Here is an 18,818-nt window from a genome sequence, read left to right as displayed (position 1 = left end):
TTTGCCGAAACCAATCGTGTGGCAACGTAGCTTGGCGTGACCACACGTTTGCGAATCGATAGCCAGGTTTGGCGCGTGAGGCCAGTTGGAGTTCCGCTGTTGTAAACTCCAACTGGCGAAGTTTGCTTGGCGGGGTGGTTACTTGCTTTCCCCGAGCATCGTTTCTAGCACTGGCTTAAACGCTTCTGCTTGCCGCATGAAGCCTAAGTCGCTGGCGTGCGAGGCGTCGGTGGCGCCTTCGGTGTCGTCACCGTACAGGGTGTCCCCTTCGATGTAGGCCAGGTGCTGAATGCCTGCTTTTTTCAGCTCTTCGTAAGCGGCTTTCAAAGCGGCGTGATTTTGCGTGTGATGTTCGTGCCGGGCCGGCAAGATCCAGTCGTTCGTGTTGCGGCGGTCCTCGACCAGAATGATGGGCGTATCTGGCCGGGCAGCGCGAAGCTGTTTGACCAGCGGCACGCAGCGTTCGGTTACGGCGGCGGCGTTCATGTTTGGCAGACAATCGATCACATAGGCAGCCGGGTCGAGCTGAACCAGGTAATCCCCCACTTCTTTGTCCATCTTGCCGTTGCCACTGAAGCCAAGATTGACGACAGGACGATCGAACCAGCGTCCTAAGATGGCTGTGTGGACCATGCCAGGGCGGCTGGCACACGCCCCATGCGTGATGCTGGTTCCGTAGAACACGATCGGCTTTTCGCGCGGGGCAAGTCCTTCAAACTTCGCCCCAGGCTTCACGCCGATCTGGACGAATTCCACCCCGTTGTACAGCGGCAAGTAAGCGGCGTACTCGCGCATGCCAGGGGCCAGGCCTTTGATGATGGCGGTTTTCATTTCTTGCTTATTCGGTTTGGTCACCATCACCCACTTCCACTTGCCATCGGTGTCGCGGGCATACAAATCGATACCGCTCACCCCGGTGGCAGGCATGTGAGGCATCGCCAGGTTGGCATCCATCAACTTGTAATGAACGTGGATTTCAGTGGCGTCGGTCTTGAAGCGGACCATCATGCCGGCGCTATCGCGGCTCAGGTTCCACACCGCCGGCGTGACGTGTCCGTTGGCTGACTTGGGGAAACGATCGAACCAGCGATCGCGCGGTTGGTCGGGCAAGATGCGGCCTTCGACGCCCCACTCGGTAACGTCGTGCCAAACGAGCCCGTCTGCGGCAGGCTTGTCCGCTTTCATGTCTGGGTCGATATCGCCCAAGCTCGGTTTGCTTTGGGCCAGCAGAGTCCCGGTAATCAGCAGCGTGAAGAGGCCAAATGTGGTGGCCAGCAGGCGAGTCGTTCGCATGGAAAGCGATTCCTTAATGGTGAGCAGGCAGCGTAGGTAGGTTTTGGCAATCGTGAATGATCAGGTTCTCAGTTTAGCACCAGCGGATAGGGGATGGTACACAACCGGGTTTTCGATTTATCCTGTTTGGAATGCAGGAAAACGTTATTTTAATTCACGGGATCGGGTCGTTCTCGCTTTTGCTGCGACCTTACGCGCGTTACTTGCGGTCGAAGTCGTTTCAGGCTCGCTGCTGGGGGTACCGCTCGTTCGGCGCGACCGTCACGGACGACGCCGCGCAGCTTCGCGAAGTGCTGGCCCCTTTGGCCGCAGCCGAACAGCCGACGCACTTCGTCACCCACAGCATGGGCGGAATCGTGCTGCGCGCGGCGCTGGCCGGGATGACTTGGCGAAACCCAGGCCGCCTGGTGATGCTTGCCCCGCCCAATCATGGAGCTCACTCCGCGCGGCTGGCAGCTTTTCTGCTGCGCTGGCCGGTGCCTGCTTTGGTCGATATCTCGGACACGCCCGACAGCTTGGTGCAATCGCTGCCTGAGCCAACCCAATTTGAAACCGGCATCATCTCTGGCCAACGCGATTTACTGGTCGCCCGTGCCAGCACGCCCCTGGGCTGCCAACGCGATCACATCCTGGTTGCGTGCGGCCACAACATGCTCATGTTCCACCCCACCGGCATGCGCGAGACGTTGCACTTCCTACAACATGGCCAATTTTCGCCCGATGCCAAACGGGCAGCAGGAATGCCTACGCAATCGAGATCTCATCGTACGAATCCATAACGACGAACAGGTGCAAGCTGGCATGAAATTGAAGCCGCACCAAGCACGGGCGAGACGCCCCTGGCACACAGAGATTATTGAAACTAGCCAGCTAAACCACGTTCCTACGGGAGCCCTTGTCACACAAGAGATTGTTGGGGCGGAACTGGTCTTGACCTCGCTCGTTGTTCGCACGATCATCCCCCCACTTTGATGGCCTGTTGATTTACCAATGCCAAAAGGGATGTGGCGATGGGATATAGTCGTTCGCTTGGGATCGTGCTGCTAGCAACTGGCGTGTGTGCTGGGGTGCCTGGTTGCTTTAGTTTGAGCCTGGGGACACGCAATTGCACCGGCGATCATCCTGAAGTCAAAGCCAGGTTAAACTCGTTAGAACAACGGGTCAGCGCGCTGGAACAGATGCTGGGACCGGCGCCGTCTGGCTCGGTAAGCGAAGCGATTCCGAACGGGCCGACGCCGATCGTCATGGAACCCCTGCCGTAGGCGATCGCATCGACTAGAATAGGCGAACCGTTTTGTTTTTGGTTCTTGCCTGACCGCCAGCTAAAGTCGTCGTCGCATGCAGTTCGTTTTTTGTACCTACGAAGACCACGCCTCCGCGATTCTTGAAATTCTGAACGAAGCGATCGTCCATTCGACCGCCCTGTACGACTACCAGCCGCGCCCTTTCGAAAGCATGACGCCGTGGTTTGAAGCGAAGCGGAAAGGGGATTTTCCGGTGATCGGGGCGATTGATGCCAACGGCGAACTGATGGGGTTTGCCACGTACGGCACCTTTCGCCCGTTCCCGGCTTATAAGTACACCGTCGAACACTCGGTTTATGTTCATACCAATCATCGCGGCAAAGGGTTGGGCATGGCGCTGATGATGCAGCTGATTGCGCTTGCCAAACAACAAGACGTGCATGTGCTGATTGGCGGGATCGATCTCAGCAACCAAGCCAGCATTCACCTGCACGAGCGGCTCGGCTTTCGCCTAGCCGGTACTATCTCGCAGGCGGCCTTCAAGTTCAACCGCTGGTTAGATCTTGGCTTCTATCAGCTAACCCTCGAAACGCCTGCCAAACCCGTCGATGGTTAACTACGTGCCAAGCGGTTAGCCAATCTCAGCCGACGCTAGCAAGGCAAGCAACGGTAAACTCGCCGCAAGCGCGTAGCCTTGCCGCCGGGAGCCAGCATTCCTCTGCTGATCGGCGAAATCGTTACGGTCGCTCGCCACAGCCGTTCGATTTCTTAGACGTAAGCTGGTGTTTGACGTAACGTGGCCCATGGTGACGAAGTCCAAGCTGGTTGGGATTGAGGCCGTACTAGGCACGGGCGGGACGCCCGTGGCACACAGATATTGGTGGCACACAGACATCAGTAGCCACAGATATCAGTAGTACGCGGGGGATTTGTGGACTAGACAGCGAGGAAAGCCTTTCTCCTTGGGTGCCCCGGGCATCTTGCCCGGGTTGCCTTGTGAACAAGCTCCCCAATTCCCCCTGGCAAATTGTTATTGGCATACAAGCATGTAAGCAAACCTTCGTGCTTCGAGACGGCACCCTGCGATGTTGTCGAATCGAAACAGACGCCAGCATGGTAGCCCCGTTTTCCCTGGGATGAATATTTACGGTCGCTGCTGGAGATCAAAGCGAGTGAGCAGGTCGATGGCATGGTGTGCCATGCTGTTAAGCACAATCTGGTCGGCGCCGCTGCTTGGGCAGAACGCTACCGATGCGCAGATTGAGCACCTGCAATGGCAACTGCAACAACAAGCTGCCGAGTTGGCGGAACTTCGCAGTCGACTCGATCAGCGCGAAGGGGTGTTCACCCCGACCTTCGTAGCCGATCCCGCTTCGTGTGGTAACAGTTCGCTACAGCGATTGCCGCTGGTGGCGGACGTGCCTAGTCCGTTCACTTGTGCCGATTCGCCTGCCCCTGAGTCGTTTTACCGCTTGAACTACTACGCCGACTACGATCATGGGTTCGTGATTCGTCCGTTCGATGCAGAGAAGTTTCCCTTCGAGATGAAGTTCAACGGCTGGGGGCAGTTTCGCTACCATGCCTTTTCGCGCGGGGTAACCTCGTGGACCGACAACGCCGGGATCACGCGTCCGGTTCGCAACCGCGATGCCTTCGATATCGAGCGTGCCCGGCTGATGTTTTCTGGCCATTTCATCGCCCCGCAACTTGGTTACTTGGTGCTGCTCGATGGCGACACTGATGGGGCGCATGCGGTCGATTTTTTCTATTACTATCTGAGTTGGAAGTTCAGCGATTCGTTTGAATTGCAGCTTGGCAAACGAAAGGTACCTGGCACCCGGCAATGGCTCATGAGTTCGCGTCGGACGCGGTTGGACGATCGCCCGATGTCGCTCGACTTCTTCCGCCCGAACCTAACGGTTGGCTTGTTTGGCGTGGGCAAATGGGGAGAAACAGGCCACTACGAAGCGATGGTCGGCAACGGTTACTTCTCGTCGAACGCGCCGAATTCGTCGTCCGACAACGAACTGACCTTCGCGTTTAACAACTACGTCGACCCTTGGGGAAAGTTCGGCGAACAGATTGCCGACTACGAGTACAGCGAGCAGCCGCTGGTTCGCCTCGGCCACTCCATGGTCTATTCGCCGCAGCAAGGGATCGTCGATGGGGTTCCGCTCGACGAAGCGGACTTCATTCGCCTTTCGGACGGAACCCGCTTAACCGAAACCGGCGCCTTGGCCCCCGGAGTGACGGTGAACTCGTTTAACGTTTACTTGTACGGGATGGATGCAGCTTGGAAATATCGAGGTTGGAGCGTCGATGCCGAAGTCTTCCTCCGTTGGATTCAGCAAATCGAAGCCAACGGCCCGCTCCCTCGGCATCAGCTTTTTCAGCACGGCTTTTACGTGGAAGGGGGCAAGTTCCTCATTCCTGGCGTGCTCGATATCAACGCCCGCTATTCGCAAGTTGCTGGCGATTACGGCACCGGTCGCGAATACGGTGCCGGGATGAACTGGTACCCACTGAAGACGTCGCGGGTGAAGATTTCACTGGATGCCGTCAAGCTGGAAAACAGCCCGCTGCAAAATACCTCGAGCGATATTATGGTGGGGGATACCGGCACGCTGATTCGTTCGCAGTTTCAAGCCGAGTTTTAGAGATTGGCTGAAAGCTGGCCGCCTGCTTTGCTTTCAATCGGCGGCCAACCAAGCGATGCCAGGCACATGCAGCGGGGCGTCTGACGGCAGGGTGATGCCGAATTGTTCGGCCATGATCGCCAACAGTTGCTGCTTCGAGGTGAGGGGCGTTTTGGTGGCCTGACCGTTGGCTTCGCGAACAGAGAACTCGTCGTTCAGGATAGTCAGGCGTTTTCCACCGGGGGCGGCACGGGCGACCATCAGCACGTTTTTGAAACGGGACTCGGGGTGGGTCGAGGTGTACCAGTTGCCGACCTCGCGATCGATTCGCGGCATTTCTTCGAGCGTCAATTCGTAGACATCTTGCCACTCCTCGCTGAACAACACTTGATGATAGTGAACGCCTTGCTCGCAAACGATTCGCCTTGTTTCGTGCGGCGTTGGCTGCTGCGTGTCGAGCTGAAAAAGCAAGGCCGCTGTCAAACTTAAACCACCCACCCCAACATCGGCCAGGTACGCTTGCTCGTCAATCTCGACACGGAGACACATATGCGTGCGCGGCGTGACGATATCGCGTGGCCAACCGATACGTACTCGCGCGCTAAGCGGGACGACCTGAAAGCCAAGCGATTGCAGCACCGCCAGAAACAAACCGTTCTGCTCGAAGCAATAGCCACCCCGGCCTTCCTGCACCAACTTCCGTTCCAGCGAAGCGACATCCAACCGCACAGGCCGCCCTAGCAGCGGGTCGAGATTCTCGAAAGGAATCGTCTGCGAATGGGCCTCCATCAAAGCGTGAAGCACGTCCAGCGTCGGCTCGCGCGGGCCGGTGTAACCGATGCGGCGGCAATAAGCATCCAAATCATGCAAGGCTTCCGCTGCTTCCTGGGGAAGGGGAGGGCGTTCCGTCATATCATTAAGCCAGAAAGAATATCGAAGGGCTGATCAGCCAAGTAAAACGCGCTATTGTCCCGACAAGCCACCCCTTAGGCAACGGCGGAAGGACAAGCAGCATGTTGCGTTTCACGCGGTTAGTTGCGGCCAATCGTTTTAGCAAACTTTGGTGCGTTGAGACCTTTCCGTGTGGATCTATGCTAACAGCAAGCTGGCACTGAATTGAGGCCGCACCAGGCACGGGCGGGACGCCCGTGGCACACAGATATAGATGGCCACCGATATAGGTAGTACACAGATCGTTCACAGGCAGGCGGATTTGTGGACTAAAGAGTTAATCATGCCTTTCTCTTCGTGTGCCCCGGGCATCTTGCCCGGGTGGCCTGGCGAGACGGCACCCAACGATACTACGAGAAGGGCTGACGGTTAATTCCCCTGCAGATGAGCTTTTTGTTTTTGCGAACGGGCTGTCCTTTTGTAGAATTGAGCGCAGCGTTCGTGGTGGTTAATAGATTCCTTGGAAACGAGTCCGCAAGTTAGCATGATGTTCGTAAAGATACCCTGTCCATTGATCGTCGCGTTTCTCGTCGTCACAAGTTGGCCTGGCCTGGTTGCCAGTGGGGAGTCGCCCCGGGCGGAAGAGTCGCTCACGGTGCAGCAGCCGATTCCTCAACAGGTGGTCGACAAGTTTGCGTTGAGCGATTTCTATCAGAAGTGCATTCTGATCGATGGGTTTCCGGTCGTTGCTTCAGCCCAAGTAAACGACGCGGCGCTGCAAGAGGCGGCGCATGTGGTTCAGGCAATGCTAGTCAAGCGAGGCGATATCTTGCAGCGTCTGGTCGCCAACAAGATTCGTCTGGCAGTGATCGGCGTCCATCAGCAGACGTGCGACATCCCGGAGCATTCCGACCTAACCCCGGTCGACTATTGGAACCGCCGGGCACGCGGGTTCGGCGCCACCAAGCAGCGGCCATGCGTTTCGTGCGCGGAAGAGAACGTCTTGAATCTGCCAGGCGATCCGTACTACGAAGAGAATATCTTGATCCACGAGTTCGCGCACGCGATTCATTTAGTCGCTTTGGCCGATCTCGATCCCCAGTTTCAAGAGAAGCTTGAGGCGTGCTATGAAGCTGCCCTGAAGAAAGAAACCTGGAAAGACACCTACGCAGGCTCCAATGTTACTGAATACTGGGCCGAAGGAGTGCAATGCTGGTTTGAAAGCAACGCTGAAAACAACGCCCAGCACAATCACCTGAACACACGCGAGGAGTTGAAACAACATGACCCCCAGCTGCACGCATTGATCCAATCGGTGTTCGTTGACACATCGTATCACTACGTGCGTTCCGATTCCGCCGAGCGAACAGAAGCCCACCTACAAGACCTCGACCGAACAAAGCTCGGCAAGTTCCAATGGAGCAGCGCTGAACCGACAAAATAGAAACGGGCCTATCGTATTCGCCAGGTTTCGTCTCGACACACCAAGCCCTGCGTGTTGCGATTTCACGCAATTACTTCGGCAACGCGTTTTAGCAAACGATGGTGCGTCGAGGTGCATGCGACAACACTTGCGTTACAATCCATCGCGTGGCAAGGTTACTTCACCGAGGCATCGACTATATGACAGATCAATTAGCAGGCATTCGCCTTCACTGCTTGCACCTACTGACTTGGATGGCACTGGCGACTGTTCATGTTGTCATCTTGCCACAAGCAGTTGATGCCGCTGATGGTAGTCGTCAACCGGACGTTCCCCAGGAGCTTTGGGACAAGGGGGTGACCGTGGTTGCTCAGACGGTGACGTTTCCCGCCACTGCCCCCATCACCGACATCGACATCACGAATGCCGAGACGCTGGGGACGATAGAAACGCTAGAGTGCCACAGCCACACCCTTTCCCCGCAGGGAATTATCGACCTCTTGTCCAAGACCAAAGGGCTGAAGTATGTCACCCTAAGCGGCCCAGGGGTCAATGATGAAGTCGTTGCGGCGTTGGGTGAACACCACGGATTGAAATGGATCTTTTTGAAAGGGCCTATTCACGGAGATGGCTTCCTTCAGCTCGAGAAGCTCCGTCCTCGATTGGAATTCCTCTTCGTGCAGTGTGAGCCCATCAAACGCCAGGGTCCGTTCATCGGTGAATATTTTGGCTTGACCGACGAAGGGATTGAACAGATCGGAAAGTTCGACCGCCTGGGGTACCTTTCCCTGAGGGAGTGCGGAATCATGGACAAGCACTTAAAACATTTCGACAAGCTGACTAGTTTGTCCGGCTTGCAATTAGATGGCAATCCGATCACCGGCAGCGGCCTTGCCGTGTTTGATGAACGACTGCCTCGCCTTACAGCACTGGCCCTGTCGTCTTGCCGCCTCACGGACGAAGGACTTCGTGATTTCCCTCACCTGGAATCTCTACATTATCTATCCCTGGCAAATAATCAGATTGGCGATAAGTCGATTGCCGCGATTGTCCAATCGGATCCCGACGAATTAACAAGATTAATTCTCAGCGGTACGGACGTGACCAACCAATCGCTCGCTATTCTTAATGAGCTCAAGCACCTGGAAACACTTGTTCTGGCGTATACGAGAATCACCAACATTGAAGCGTTACATGCCCTACCGATCGAAGTCGTGGACGTTTCCGGGACCCAATTCTCCGACGAGGAAGTCAAACAATTTAGCGGTCTCACCACGCTAAAAGTTCTTAACCTCTACGGCACGGCAATTACGGATCGCTCGCTGTCAGTACTTGAGGGCCTGCCTGACCTGACTCACTTAGGTGTCGGTAACACAAAGCTCTCGGCAACTTCGATCCAGAAGCTAGTGGAATCACTTCCCAACTGCCGGGTAGAGCCGCAGGATGAAATGACCTTTCTTGTTATTCCGCCCGTCCACCCAAAGCCGCGCATTAAAAAATGAACGCGGGGGTGGGCAACAGGTTGCTGTGCAGCGATTTTCACGCGATAGTGTCCAAAAGCTCCAACTCGTTTGCTTTCGCAGCGAAAAAGCGTTGTGCCATCTGATCGCCGATATTCAGGCGAATCAACTCTCGCAACGTACTAGCAATCGCAGGATTGTTGATGGCGCCAAATCGCTTCAAAAGCTTTTTCTTGACTCTTAGATGCGGCATCCGCGATTCGATTGTTTCCCAAATGAAAGTAAGATCTTCGGCGATTGAGTCCGTTTGGCTGCTTGCGAACGAACAGTCCATCCGAAGAGAGCGAATCCTGTATTCGTCCTGCCATTGCTAGTTGCCAGACGCAAGAACCTCGCTTGCTAACGCAGTTGCCTGCCTGCGTCATCCCATCGGCGAGCATCATAAAGCTCCATCGCCTGATCAATAGCGTCTACGTTGGTCATCGCAATGTCCCCCCCTATTTTCCGCATGACACGTGCGGACTAGCGTAACATGGACCGGTTTCTAGCGTGTGGTGATATGGGGAAGCCTCCGCTTAAAAGTCGAGCCCACCCCCGTAGAAGTAGGCTACCACAAACACGGCCACCGCAGTCACGGCGAAAAACACCAGCACGACTCGTCGAAGCGCTGCCCAGCTAAGATCAATCACTAAGAACGCACAACCGATCACTAAACAGACCGGCACGATACCAGAGATCATCGCCGCAAACGCTACCAAAAGGACATTGTCCCTACTGGGAAACGAATTTGCGCGAATCGCTAAGCCTAGCACTGCTCCGACCAGTGCCACGAGCGGCAGGATCAGTGGGGCAAATCTGAGAAGGCTGCTGCTCCGTGACATAACTAATCCTGTACACGCAAGTGGAATCGATCGCAGGGCTTGGGTAGCGGCGAGAGAACGCACCAAGCTGCGTGTTGCGATTTCACGCGATTGGTTTCCGGCAATACGTTTTAGCAAATTCTGGTGCGGCGAACAGTAAACCTACGCCCAAGGTCGAACAGGCAACTAGCCAAGTAAGCGGATCCTTAAAGCGTGTCATTGTTTTGATCTCGTTTCCAGAATGCTGTGAGCGGGCTGTCGAAGATGAACCGGTTGCCACGGGATTCAGCGGTGAACAAGAGCTTGAGCAACAAGCCGCCGCTGCTAGGCTTGCCGCCCCAAACAAAACGGGAACGTAAGCCGTGGAAGCCTGTTCAACCGGCCAAGCTGCAACCGTTCAAACCGAAGGCGGTAGTTGTTCCAACGATGGCAAAGCTGCCAGTTGGCCCGGTAAGCTATCCGAAGACTCGTTCGCCATGTGGAAAACGACATGAAACGGGACGGCTGCCCTGTCCCACGGTCCGCCCTCGTCGATAGGTTCACTCCACTCTTTGCAGGCACCTTCTAGCAACTGCAAGAGCCAGCCAATCTCGTCGCTTTCATCTCTCAAAAGCTCTTCGGCAGCCACTACACCAATGTAGATGCCGCTGGCGTTGAGCCATGATAGATCGGTCAAGCACTCATCGAATGCGGCACTGTTGAATCCAAAATACTCGGGGAATTGAAGTGCAGTGGCAAACTCCTTGAAAACACCATTGACGGTTTTCATCATGCGTGCATCGAGTAGAACGGCCACAAATCCCAAGTCTGCACGCAACCGGTCTAGCTTTCGTTCCAACACCAGTCTTTCGATTGCAGTTCGCAGCAACCAGGATGGCTCTGTTGAAGTCAGAATGCGGTCTATTTCTGTCATGGCAAGATTGCTGTAAACGTCCCGTAATGGTCACTGGTGAATTGCGCCGTCCCTCGCTACCAACAACCAATCGCTCTGCACCACGATTGACTCCCTTCTGATACGGGTTGACATCAAACTCCCGGTATGTGATAGGATTTCCGTTTGTGTCTGTCCTTGGAAGCACTTGTCCGTTTCCACGACCATCGTTACTGAATGTTTTTCCACCTTTGTAGCCGCTCGGTGCCTGCCCAGTACTGCGAACGTGATCCAGCGTATCTGTCGCCTTGGAGGGGATGCTTGTCTTTGGGCCGCTCTCGCACATATTATGCACAAGAAGCCCACTAGAAGTCACGCGGTAAACATGCTCCCCGTGAACCTCAAGATTGTAAACTCGATGTTCTCCCGCTCGTTTTTCGATCCGCTCAAGGACGAGCGTCTTACCGATCGCATCGAGTCTCTCCCCAAGTTTTAGGTCACCGGCGACGATGTAATCTTGACGATCTTCCGACCAAATGGGATGGTTTTCGGTGACGCCCAGTGGTTCCGGTTCTCCCTCGATGTAAAGGTCGAGAACGCCCGGTCGCACGTGTGTGATGGTGCCGGTGACGACGCGTCCGGTTCCCTTGGCAATCGCTGGAGAATCTGCAGCGCCAACCACCAAAGCCGCTTCCAAAATCGCAATACGTTCCCCAGTGAAAAGGGGCACTTTTCCCAGAGGCCAGCAGAAAACGCCCCAACGAAAGCCGTCAATCGTTGTCCGAGGAATCTATATTCAAAACCAACTCAGGTCTTTCGAACTTCCAATAGTTCGTTGCCCTGGTTTGTTCCATGAACGCTTATAAACTACTTATGCGCACTTGGTTCTGGCGATGGGTTCTAGCTCAACACTACTTCGGCAATCTTCCTCCAGGCAGCAAGGTAATTAGGTGGAGCGACTTCTTCGAAACCGTCCTCAAAATCGCCTATCCCTTCGCTCGGATCATCTTCGTCCGCATATTTAGCACGTATTTCGTCAAGGCTTCCGGCAATGCATAAAAACTGCTCAAATGAATCAGCAAGAGACTCAGGCGTCAACGCTGGATTTCCAACTGAGTATTTAACAACCTGACCATGCTGAAAAGATCCTGACGTGATAGCCACGGCTACCGGATCCGCATCCCAGCTTCCTATTTGATAGACACCGTCTCTTTCGAAAATGCTTCGCATCCCAGCGTCTTTATTGCATCGCAGAAGCTTTTCGCTGAGACTGACACCAGGTGTTGAGGTCGGCGATAGTTCGAAAAAACCTATCGATACACCAAGCAAGTCAATCTCTTCCGCTACCGACACGTAACTGGACGGCAGTTGGGGCAGCAATACGGTTAAGCGATCAGCTTCTTCCTTTTCGCTGCCTGGCCGCTTAAGCAAGATCCGATCCTTCAAGGCTGGCAGTTCTTCAGCCTGGGATTCCGAGTACGCAACCAATTCATCCAAACTCGTGATCATATAAAATTAACTTCCCCCTGCATGTTCTGGATGCCAAATTCCCAACCTGGCTGATGTGAGTGTACTGTTTCCGGCCAGGGAATGGCATTGGGGCCGTAGTCTAGGTGGTGATGCACAAGAGTCTCCCCTTCATACGGAGCGTGCTCAGGAAACTATTTTACCCAAGTTTCATCTACCACCGGCGAACGGCCACTTTTTATTGCCTCCTTGTTAGCTTCGCTGAGTGTATCACCATAGGTCTTCTTCCAGCTTCACCAGAAGGAGCGAGCGTTGCGAACCCCTCCATTTAAAGTAGCTTCACCAGAGCGGAAAACGGAGGTATCAATCGCCATCGGGCCTTTTCGTGTATGGGGATTAATATGAACTTGATACGGCGAATCAACGCAAGTATTTTGAACGAACAAACCGCTTGAGGTGATTCGACAAACGTGATCCCCTTGTACCTCTAAATTGTAAACCCGATGATCTCCCTCTCGTTCTTCGATCCGCTTGATTGCCGCGATGGTCCCCGAAGCATCTAAGCGTTCCCCGACTGTCCGTTCGCCAGCTGGTACGTAGTCCAATCGATCTTCCGACCAAATGGGATGGTTTTCGGTGACGCCGAGTGGTTCCGGTTCCCTTGGCAATCGCTGGAGAATCTGCAACGCCAACCACCCAAGCCGGGTCGTCGATTCAGCTTGAATGAACCACTAGTCGTCTGCGGAATCCTTGCTCATTTGTGCGATCCCGTTGTGAATCCAAGAGTTGCAGTTCAACTCTTTTGCTTTGTCTAGTAGCGACTGCATCACCTCTTGATAGCTCGACTCGCCCCTAGCGGCTTTCGCCAATATCAACGGCGTTGCGTGAAATAGATTTGCCAATCCGAATACGGATGAATTGTGGAGTTCTCGTCCTTGGTGACGAATTTCAATCAATGCCAGGTAAAGAAGCCAATGCAGTTTATCAATAGTCAACGCTTCGGCATCGGAGTATTTGGGTTCCATAAGACCATCAGTCCAAATCGAGGAACATTGACAAATCCCGAGTGTAGTCCGTGACGGGCACAAGATCGTTTGGCGAAATTGAACTAATCGGATCGCTGGCACGACGAATCAACTCATGGGCTCGCCCTTTTCCATCACGCAATGCGATTCAAACGTAGAACGTTGTTCAAGATTCAGAACTCAATCTTATCCGGTGCAGGATAATACAGGTCTCCTCGCCTGAATACTCGACCGTTTCGATCACATTCCTTCCCATCGAAAGCGAAAATCGCCCCCAATCGTCTACGTTAACTGAGGATCCAGGAATCGCAGAATCGAACATTACCATTTCGCTCGATCGTATATCCAGGTATTTATCTAGGACAAAGCTATTTTCGCCTATTTCCTGGATGGCATCCAATACTTTTGATTCACTGGCTGCATGGATCCAGCGAATCAAAAGAATTCCACTGCTTGTTACGCGAATCGCTGTTTGGTGTGGTTCGTCGGCCAAGACCAATGCTGAATCCCTTCCATTCGAGATTACCCCAACAAAATCCAAAATCTGACATGCTTCGTCGTAATCTGGGGAAGCGAATCCGGCAAAAGAAGACTCTTCAAAACCTCCCCAAGTCGGAAGTATCTCAATGGGCAAAATGACAAATGGTCCACCTGCGGTATTAAACCAACGCATCTTTAGGGTCTCAGCAAGGAATCAAAGCAGAGTATTCAGGCATTGGTCAAACGTACCACACGATGATCGTTGAAGAGTATCAGTCTAGCTGCTCCCTGCAGTTGGGTAGCCCGAATTTGCCCACCTTGGATTCTGCTACCGTCAAGGCAATGGAGATATAACTGCTGAGGGGCAATCGTTGGATTCATTTGATTCGGTGGCTGATGATCGGGGACAGAGTTTCCTGAACGTGTGCCGGGATTCTTTGTTCCGCACGTATGACAGCCGGTTTCATTTCCTATCCGATTGATTTCCGCTCGCTCCGCTGCCGTAAAGTCGCGGGCTGGCCCGCGAGCCGGCACAGATTCTCCTGCATGTGAGCCTGGTTGCAAGGTATTAGGGCTGGTACATGAATTATGTACCAATAATCCGCTGGATGTCACCGGATTAAAATGCTCTCCGTGAACTTCAAGATGGTAGACCCGATGTTCTCCCTCGCGTATTTCGATCCGCTCAATGGCAAGCGTCTTGCCGATCCAGTCTCTCTCCAATTGCCAATATAGTAGGCTGGGTTAGCGTCAGCGTAACCCAGCGATATCATTTCGAGGCATCCAACAATCGGCACCTCTCCCTTGGCAACCAAGCCCCGCCGCTTGGTTTGAATCAACAATGCGGTGCGGCAAGCAGTCGCCGGTTTGCTTTCGCTGGGTTACGCTGGCGCTAACCCAGTCTACGGCACTGACAGCCTAGTTCACAGGCATTCAACACATTGAAATGTACCAGGCAACGTGCTGCATTGCCACGCGATTTGCATCGGCAAAACGTTTCAGCAAACTCTGATGCAGCGAGACGCATCTTACGAAACTGGGCTTCTTCTTCGCTGGTCTGGCTTCGCTTCTGGCCCTGGCCGATGTTCATGGCGGTTAACGGTTGCCGCGTGTGGTGATCATGTAGACCTGAATCGCGAAGATGGCCAGGCCGATGGGGGCGCAGATGAGGCCGGTGACGCGCATGGTGGGATCGACCGCCACCAAATAAATGCCCAGGGCCGCCGAGGCCAAACCGAGGAAAGCCCACCATACGCGATACATTAATTTCATCTGCGTTGCTCCCAAACATGATGCGTTAAATAGTCGTTAGCCTAACAATGTGCCGCAGCAATCCGCTGTGATGGACGCAAACCGCTGGCTCGTTTTTCGCAAGGGATTCGTTGGCGGATGACGAATCTTGGACATTGTTTTTCAACTTGGTGGAAAAAAGAGTTTCGATCCATTGGCCCCTGCCAAATTACGCCACCTTTCTGGAAGCCCCTTACCCTTGATTAGGAATCGGCCTGCTAAGAAACAAAAGCTGGCTAGTCCCAACGAACACCAATCTTTCACTGGAATGATACCGCCAGGTACGCTCGCTTGGTGAACGCGCCGCAGCAATGCATAGCAAAGCCCGCACTTCCTGCAGCTCCTGGCGAAGCATGCTAGGTACCGACTGTCAGGGGCTTCCTTGCCGCTTATGAGGGAGATCGGTCTAGGCCACGCCTATCAATTCCTCTTCGAAATCTTCTTATTATCGGCAGCTTTTCATGTTTTTAGGGGGCTGACGGGTTGTGTAGATGCGAGAGGGTGCCTACGCTCATGTACTGATATCGAGTCTCAGTTTTATTTGTGTTTTTGTAGGTAGGGGGGCAATGTTCCGCTGCTGCAAAACTCCCAAGGCATTCCAACCAGCTTCTGAAGAGGTTTATCGCGATGGCTAATCCACGTCGCTTTAATTTTCATCGAGGTTTTACGCTTGTCGAACTCTTGGTGGTGATCGCTATCATTGGCGTTTTGATTGCTTTGTTGTTGCCAGCAGTCCAGCAAGCACGGGAAGCGGCTCGCCGTATCAGTTGCAGTAACAACATGAAGCAGCTTGGCCTAGGGCTGCACAACTACCACGATACGTATCGCCGCCTGCCGATCACGCAGATGACCGTCGCAGGCGAAAAGCCAAAGCGAGCGTTGGCAAGTTGGTCACGAGCGTTGTTGCCGTTTATCGAGCAAAACAATATTGCTGAAGCGTGGAACGAAAACGTGAATTTTGGCGTGGCCCCTAACGCTGCCCTGAATAGAACGCCCATCAGTGCCTACAAGTGTCCTTCTTCACCAATTGCGGAAGTGGAAGCCTGGACCACGACCGGAGACTATGCGAACGACACCGCTGCTGGCGATCCATACAGAGCTGGTGTCTGCGAGTATTCGGCCTCGTCGCACACCTACGATGGTTCGACTTATACGACCGGAATGATGGACTACAAGGGAGAGGTCTCGAAGCGTTTTCGTGATGTAACCGACGGGCTTTCGAATTCGTTGATGGTGGGGGAAGTCTGCGGTGGTCCGAAGGTTTTCGATGCCAAGCGACAATACCTTGCTGGTAATGATTTGAAAGATCGCTTCCATCACTGGGCCGGGCAGAATCGTATTTCGTTTCGCGGGTTCTCTTACGATGGGCTAACGCAATACGGGGGCAATTGCCTGATCAATTGCAACTCGGCCGGTTCCAATCTTTACAGTTGGCATCCAGGGGGAGCAATGGCTGTGCTCGGGGATGGCTCAACGCGATTTGTGGCAGAAACCACCGACTATACGCTGATCGAACGGTTAGTCACCATTCAAGATGGGCAACCGCTGGGTGAGTTTTAGTTTGTTGCTTGGCGGTTTCATCGGAACGGGGACGAACCGATCTAAGGGTTGCAAAGGGAAAGTGGATGTCATTGGTGAGTCGGCTATTGTTGTGGGGAATGGGGGCATGTCTTATTACCGGGTGCTACGCGGCGCCTCATGACGATGGTTTGGTCAAGCACAAAGTGAACGGCGTCATCACCGTTAATGGGAAGCCGTTAGAGCGGGTCATTGTCCGGTTTCAACATACCGACCCGACAATTCAGAGAGCTGCTGCCAATCCCGTGGGACATACCAACGCCGAGGGTCGCTTTGCGATGTCGACTTCCGGAGACGGGGATGGCGTGGTGGCTGGCGAGTATATCGTGACATTTCTCAGGGCTTCAGGCGATTACACCTCCGGCAAAGACTTGTTCCGTAATCGATTCATCGATCCCAGCAAGTCAGAGCATCGCGTTACCGTTTCCGATGAAGACCTGACAATGCCACCGATCAATCTGGAAGTGCCTGCCCAGTGGCTGACCGAACCACCTCGGGCCGATGACTAGTCGCCCCCGTCGCAGACCTGACAAGACCATTTTGATGAAACGAAACTTGCGGCGAATCTGGTTGAAGGCACACCAACTATTGGGCTTAACGGCTGGGTTGTTGTTTGCACTAGCTGGCTTGACCGGCAGCATTCTCGTATTTGAGAAACCGCTCGATACGCTGCTAAATCACGAGATAATGCAGACTGACAATCGGGGGCAGCGAATCTCGCTCGAAGCCTTGGTCGAACGCGTGCAGCCACGTCATGCTGATCTCGGGAAGATCGATCGGATTGCGGTACCACGCCATGAAGCGGAAGTCTTTATGGTTCGCTTCACCCCGTCCATCGCAGGGAAGCCCAGGCCACGTCCTGTGGAAGTTTTTGTCGATCCTGTTACCGGTGAAACCTTGGGACAGCGTCCCAGGAACAGCGGGCTGATTGAGTGGATCTATGACCTGCATGCCCGTTTGCTAACTGGTTGGTCCGGGCGAACGATCATGGGCATTGTCGCGTTGTCGGCACTAACGCTACTCGTTTCAGGGATACTGTTATGGTGGCCGCTGCTCAAGGGAGGATCGCGCATCGCGTTTGGAGTTCGTCGTACTAAGTTCAACTTCGATTTGCACAAAGTGATGGGACTCGGAGGGACGTTGCCATTGCTACTGATTTCCTTTACCGGCGTTTATCTAGGGTTGCCTTCGTTGGTGAAGCCGATTGTGCATATTTTTTCCAGCGAGACGCCGCCCCCTAAGAACATTGTCTCCACCCGAATGCAAGATGATCAACAAACGTTGACTCCGGATCGAGCCGTTGAGTTGGCTTTGCAAAGGATGCCGGGTGCCGAGTTGTTCCATGTTGATTTACCAGAGGGAGCGACAGGGACGTATAAGGTATTCTTGCGTCAGCCCGGCGAGTTTGAGCAGCTTCGTGGTTCAGGACGAATTTGGCTCGATCAGTACAGCGGCGAGGTACTGGCCACCCGCGACTGGGAAGCGTTTACCTTTGCGGATACCTACTTCCGGCTTCAAGTTCCCCTTCACAACGGCGATGTTTTTGGCATCGTGGGCCGCTGCCTCTTTTGCGTCGCGGGGCTGATACCAGCGATTTTATACGTGACCGGATTTCTGTTATGGTGGCGGAAGAAACGCTCGAAGGTCAGGAAAGCCGCGAGCGTGGAGAGGCGTGCGGCCGTCCGTTCGTCCTTATAAGTAATTCGCTTGGTTCGTATCTGAAACCAATGCCCAGGCCTCATCGACAAACTGAAACCGCTTCGAGGCGGATTCATTCCGCAGAGCCCATGAAGTTCCATTCGTCTCTTCTAGTTATCTGCTGTCATGTCGCCGTGTTTGTGTTGGGCTTATGGATCGTGATCTTGGGAAGACGCTTTTTAGAAATCTATGTGCAGTAAGATATTGCCTTAGTGATCTGCATCCTGGCTTTCGTTCTGTTCTGGCGAGCCTATTTAGCTTTGTGGCAACTGGTTGGGACTCAACGCCAGTAATAATTTTTCTGCCCCGAAAAACAGGCTCGGCTGGCTACGGATCACGATGCAGCACCGGCACGGGCGGGACGCCCGTGGCACACCGATTTAGGTGGCACACCGATTTAGGAGGCACACCGATTTAGGAGGCACACCGATTTAGGAGGCACACCGATTTAGGAGGCACACCGATTTAGGAGGCACACCGATTTAGGAGGCACACGGACATAGGAAGCACACCGAGGATTCGTTGGCTAGAAAACCTGCAATACCTCTCCCCTCGGGTGCCCCGGAGTTCGAGGCTTTTTCGTATTGCCAAGAGAAAGCCGC

At 54.0% G+C, this 18,818-nt stretch carries 17 protein-coding genes and 2 pseudogenes; 9 read left to right on the top strand and 10 right to left on the bottom strand.

Going from position 1 to position 18,818, the window contains the following annotated elements:
- Positions 1 to 138: 138 nt before the first annotated feature.
- Positions 139 to 1,293 (bottom strand): SGNH/GDSL hydrolase family protein, encoded by a 1,155-nt coding sequence (locus DTL42_RS19085; protein WP_114370978.1) that lies wholly within the window; start codon positions 1,291 to 1,293, stop codon positions 139 to 141.
- Positions 1,294 to 1,424: 131 nt separating this feature from the next.
- On the opposite strand from DTL42_RS19085, the gene DTL42_RS19080 reads away from it, so the two are divergent.
- The 4 genes from DTL42_RS19080 (at position 1,425) to DTL42_RS19065 (ending at position 5,194) form a co-directional block, all read left to right on the top strand.
- Positions 1,425 to 2,072, top strand: coding sequence for an esterase/lipase family protein (locus DTL42_RS19080; RefSeq protein ID WP_114370976.1), 648 nt, complete (start codon positions 1,425 to 1,427; stop codon positions 2,070 to 2,072).
- A gap of 231 nt (positions 2,073 to 2,303) precedes the next feature.
- Entirely contained in the window at positions 2,304 to 2,555 is a 252-nt protein-coding gene (locus tag DTL42_RS19075) for a hypothetical protein (RefSeq protein WP_114370974.1), read from the top strand.
- 76 nt (positions 2,556 to 2,631) lie between these two features.
- A complete protein-coding gene (locus tag DTL42_RS19070) occupies positions 2,632 to 3,153 on the top strand; it encodes a GNAT family N-acetyltransferase (protein ID WP_114370972.1) in 522 nt (173 codons plus the stop codon).
- A 583-nt stretch (positions 3,154 to 3,736) separates the two neighbouring features.
- Positions 3,737 to 5,194: a porin gene (locus tag DTL42_RS19065; RefSeq protein ID WP_234824274.1), complete on the top strand. Its 1,458-nt coding sequence runs from the start codon at positions 3,737 to 3,739 to the stop codon at positions 5,192 to 5,194.
- A 33-nt stretch (positions 5,195 to 5,227) separates the two neighbouring features.
- On the opposite strand, the gene DTL42_RS19060 is transcribed toward DTL42_RS19065, so the two are convergent.
- Entirely contained in the window at positions 5,228 to 6,085 is an 858-nt protein-coding gene (locus tag DTL42_RS19060) for an arylamine N-acetyltransferase family protein (RefSeq protein ID WP_114370968.1), read from the bottom strand.
- 550 nt (positions 6,086 to 6,635) lie between these two features.
- Between DTL42_RS19060 and DTL42_RS19055 the strand changes: the two genes are divergently transcribed.
- Together DTL42_RS19055 and DTL42_RS19050 are read left to right on the top strand one after the other, a co-directional pair.
- The gene (locus DTL42_RS19055; protein WP_147274348.1) at positions 6,636 to 7,508 is read left to right on the top strand and encodes a hypothetical protein; all 873 of its coding nucleotides are present in this window, start codon (positions 6,636 to 6,638) and stop codon (positions 7,506 to 7,508) included.
- A gap of 179 nt (positions 7,509 to 7,687) precedes the next feature.
- Positions 7,688 to 8,989, top strand: a complete 1,302-nt coding sequence (locus DTL42_RS19050; RefSeq protein ID WP_158545463.1) for a leucine-rich repeat domain-containing protein — start codon at positions 7,688 to 7,690, stop codon at positions 8,987 to 8,989.
- Positions 8,990 to 9,522: 533 nt separating this feature from the next.
- Here the strand turns inward: DTL42_RS19050 and DTL42_RS19040 are convergent.
- The 8 genes and pseudogenes from DTL42_RS19040 to DTL42_RS26395 all read right to left on the bottom strand — a co-directional run bounded on the left by DTL42_RS19040 (position 9,523) and on the right by DTL42_RS26395 (position 14,922).
- The gene (locus tag DTL42_RS19040; RefSeq protein ID WP_114370960.1) at positions 9,523 to 9,828 is read right to left on the bottom strand and encodes a hypothetical protein; all 306 of its coding nucleotides are present in this window, start codon (positions 9,826 to 9,828) and stop codon (positions 9,523 to 9,525) included.
- A gap of 376 nt (positions 9,829 to 10,204) precedes the next feature.
- Positions 10,205 to 10,720, bottom strand: a complete 516-nt coding sequence (locus tag DTL42_RS19030) for a barstar family protein (RefSeq protein WP_114370956.1) — start codon at positions 10,718 to 10,720, stop codon at positions 10,205 to 10,207.
- A 28-nt stretch (positions 10,721 to 10,748) separates the two neighbouring features.
- A pseudogene (locus tag DTL42_RS27210) lies at positions 10,749 to 11,288 on the bottom strand (ribonuclease domain-containing protein); the annotation flags it as partial.
- Positions 11,289 to 11,578: 290 nt separating this feature from the next.
- Positions 11,579 to 12,187, bottom strand: a complete 609-nt coding sequence (locus DTL42_RS19020) for a hypothetical protein (protein WP_114370954.1) — start codon at positions 12,185 to 12,187, stop codon at positions 11,579 to 11,581.
- Positions 12,184 to 12,423, bottom strand: a pseudogene (locus tag DTL42_RS27205) (hypothetical protein); the annotation flags it as partial. The pseudogene DTL42_RS27205 and the gene DTL42_RS19020, both read right to left, overlap by 4 nt.
- 453 nt (positions 12,424 to 12,876) lie before the next feature.
- On the bottom strand, positions 12,877 to 13,170 hold the full coding sequence (locus DTL42_RS19010) for a hypothetical protein (protein ID WP_114370950.1): 294 nt from the start codon (positions 13,168 to 13,170) through the stop codon (positions 12,877 to 12,879).
- Positions 13,171 to 13,336: 166 nt separating this feature from the next.
- The gene (locus tag DTL42_RS19005; protein ID WP_114370948.1) at positions 13,337 to 13,843 is read right to left on the bottom strand and encodes an Imm21 family immunity protein; all 507 of its coding nucleotides are present in this window, start codon (positions 13,841 to 13,843) and stop codon (positions 13,337 to 13,339) included.
- Between the two features lie 902 nt (positions 13,844 to 14,745).
- Complete coding sequence (locus tag DTL42_RS26395; protein WP_158545462.1) at positions 14,746 to 14,922, bottom strand: hypothetical protein; 177 nt, start codon at positions 14,920 to 14,922, stop codon at positions 14,746 to 14,748.
- A 645-nt stretch (positions 14,923 to 15,567) separates the two neighbouring features.
- Between DTL42_RS26395 and DTL42_RS19000 the strand changes: the two genes are divergently transcribed.
- The 3 genes from DTL42_RS19000 to DTL42_RS18990 all read left to right on the top strand — a co-directional run bounded on the left by DTL42_RS19000 (position 15,568) and on the right by DTL42_RS18990 (position 18,216).
- On the top strand, positions 15,568 to 16,500 hold the full coding sequence (locus tag DTL42_RS19000) for a DUF1559 domain-containing protein (RefSeq protein WP_114370946.1): 933 nt from the start codon (positions 15,568 to 15,570) through the stop codon (positions 16,498 to 16,500).
- Between the two features lie 65 nt (positions 16,501 to 16,565).
- On the top strand, positions 16,566 to 17,027 hold the full coding sequence (locus DTL42_RS18995) for a hypothetical protein (protein ID WP_114370944.1): 462 nt from the start codon (positions 16,566 to 16,568) through the stop codon (positions 17,025 to 17,027).
- Between the two features lie 34 nt (positions 17,028 to 17,061).
- Positions 17,062 to 18,216, top strand: coding sequence for a PepSY-associated TM helix domain-containing protein (locus tag DTL42_RS18990; RefSeq protein ID WP_114370942.1), 1,155 nt, complete (start codon positions 17,062 to 17,064; stop codon positions 18,214 to 18,216).
- The last annotated feature ends 602 nt before the right edge of the window (positions 18,217 to 18,818 follow it).

Source organism: Bremerella cremea (assembly GCF_003335505.1).
Taxonomy (GTDB): domain Bacteria; phylum Planctomycetota; class Planctomycetia; order Pirellulales; family Pirellulaceae; genus Bremerella; species Bremerella cremea_A.
Note: the sequence above shows the minus strand (reverse complement) of the source record. Positions and strands in the feature narration are given on the sequence as shown.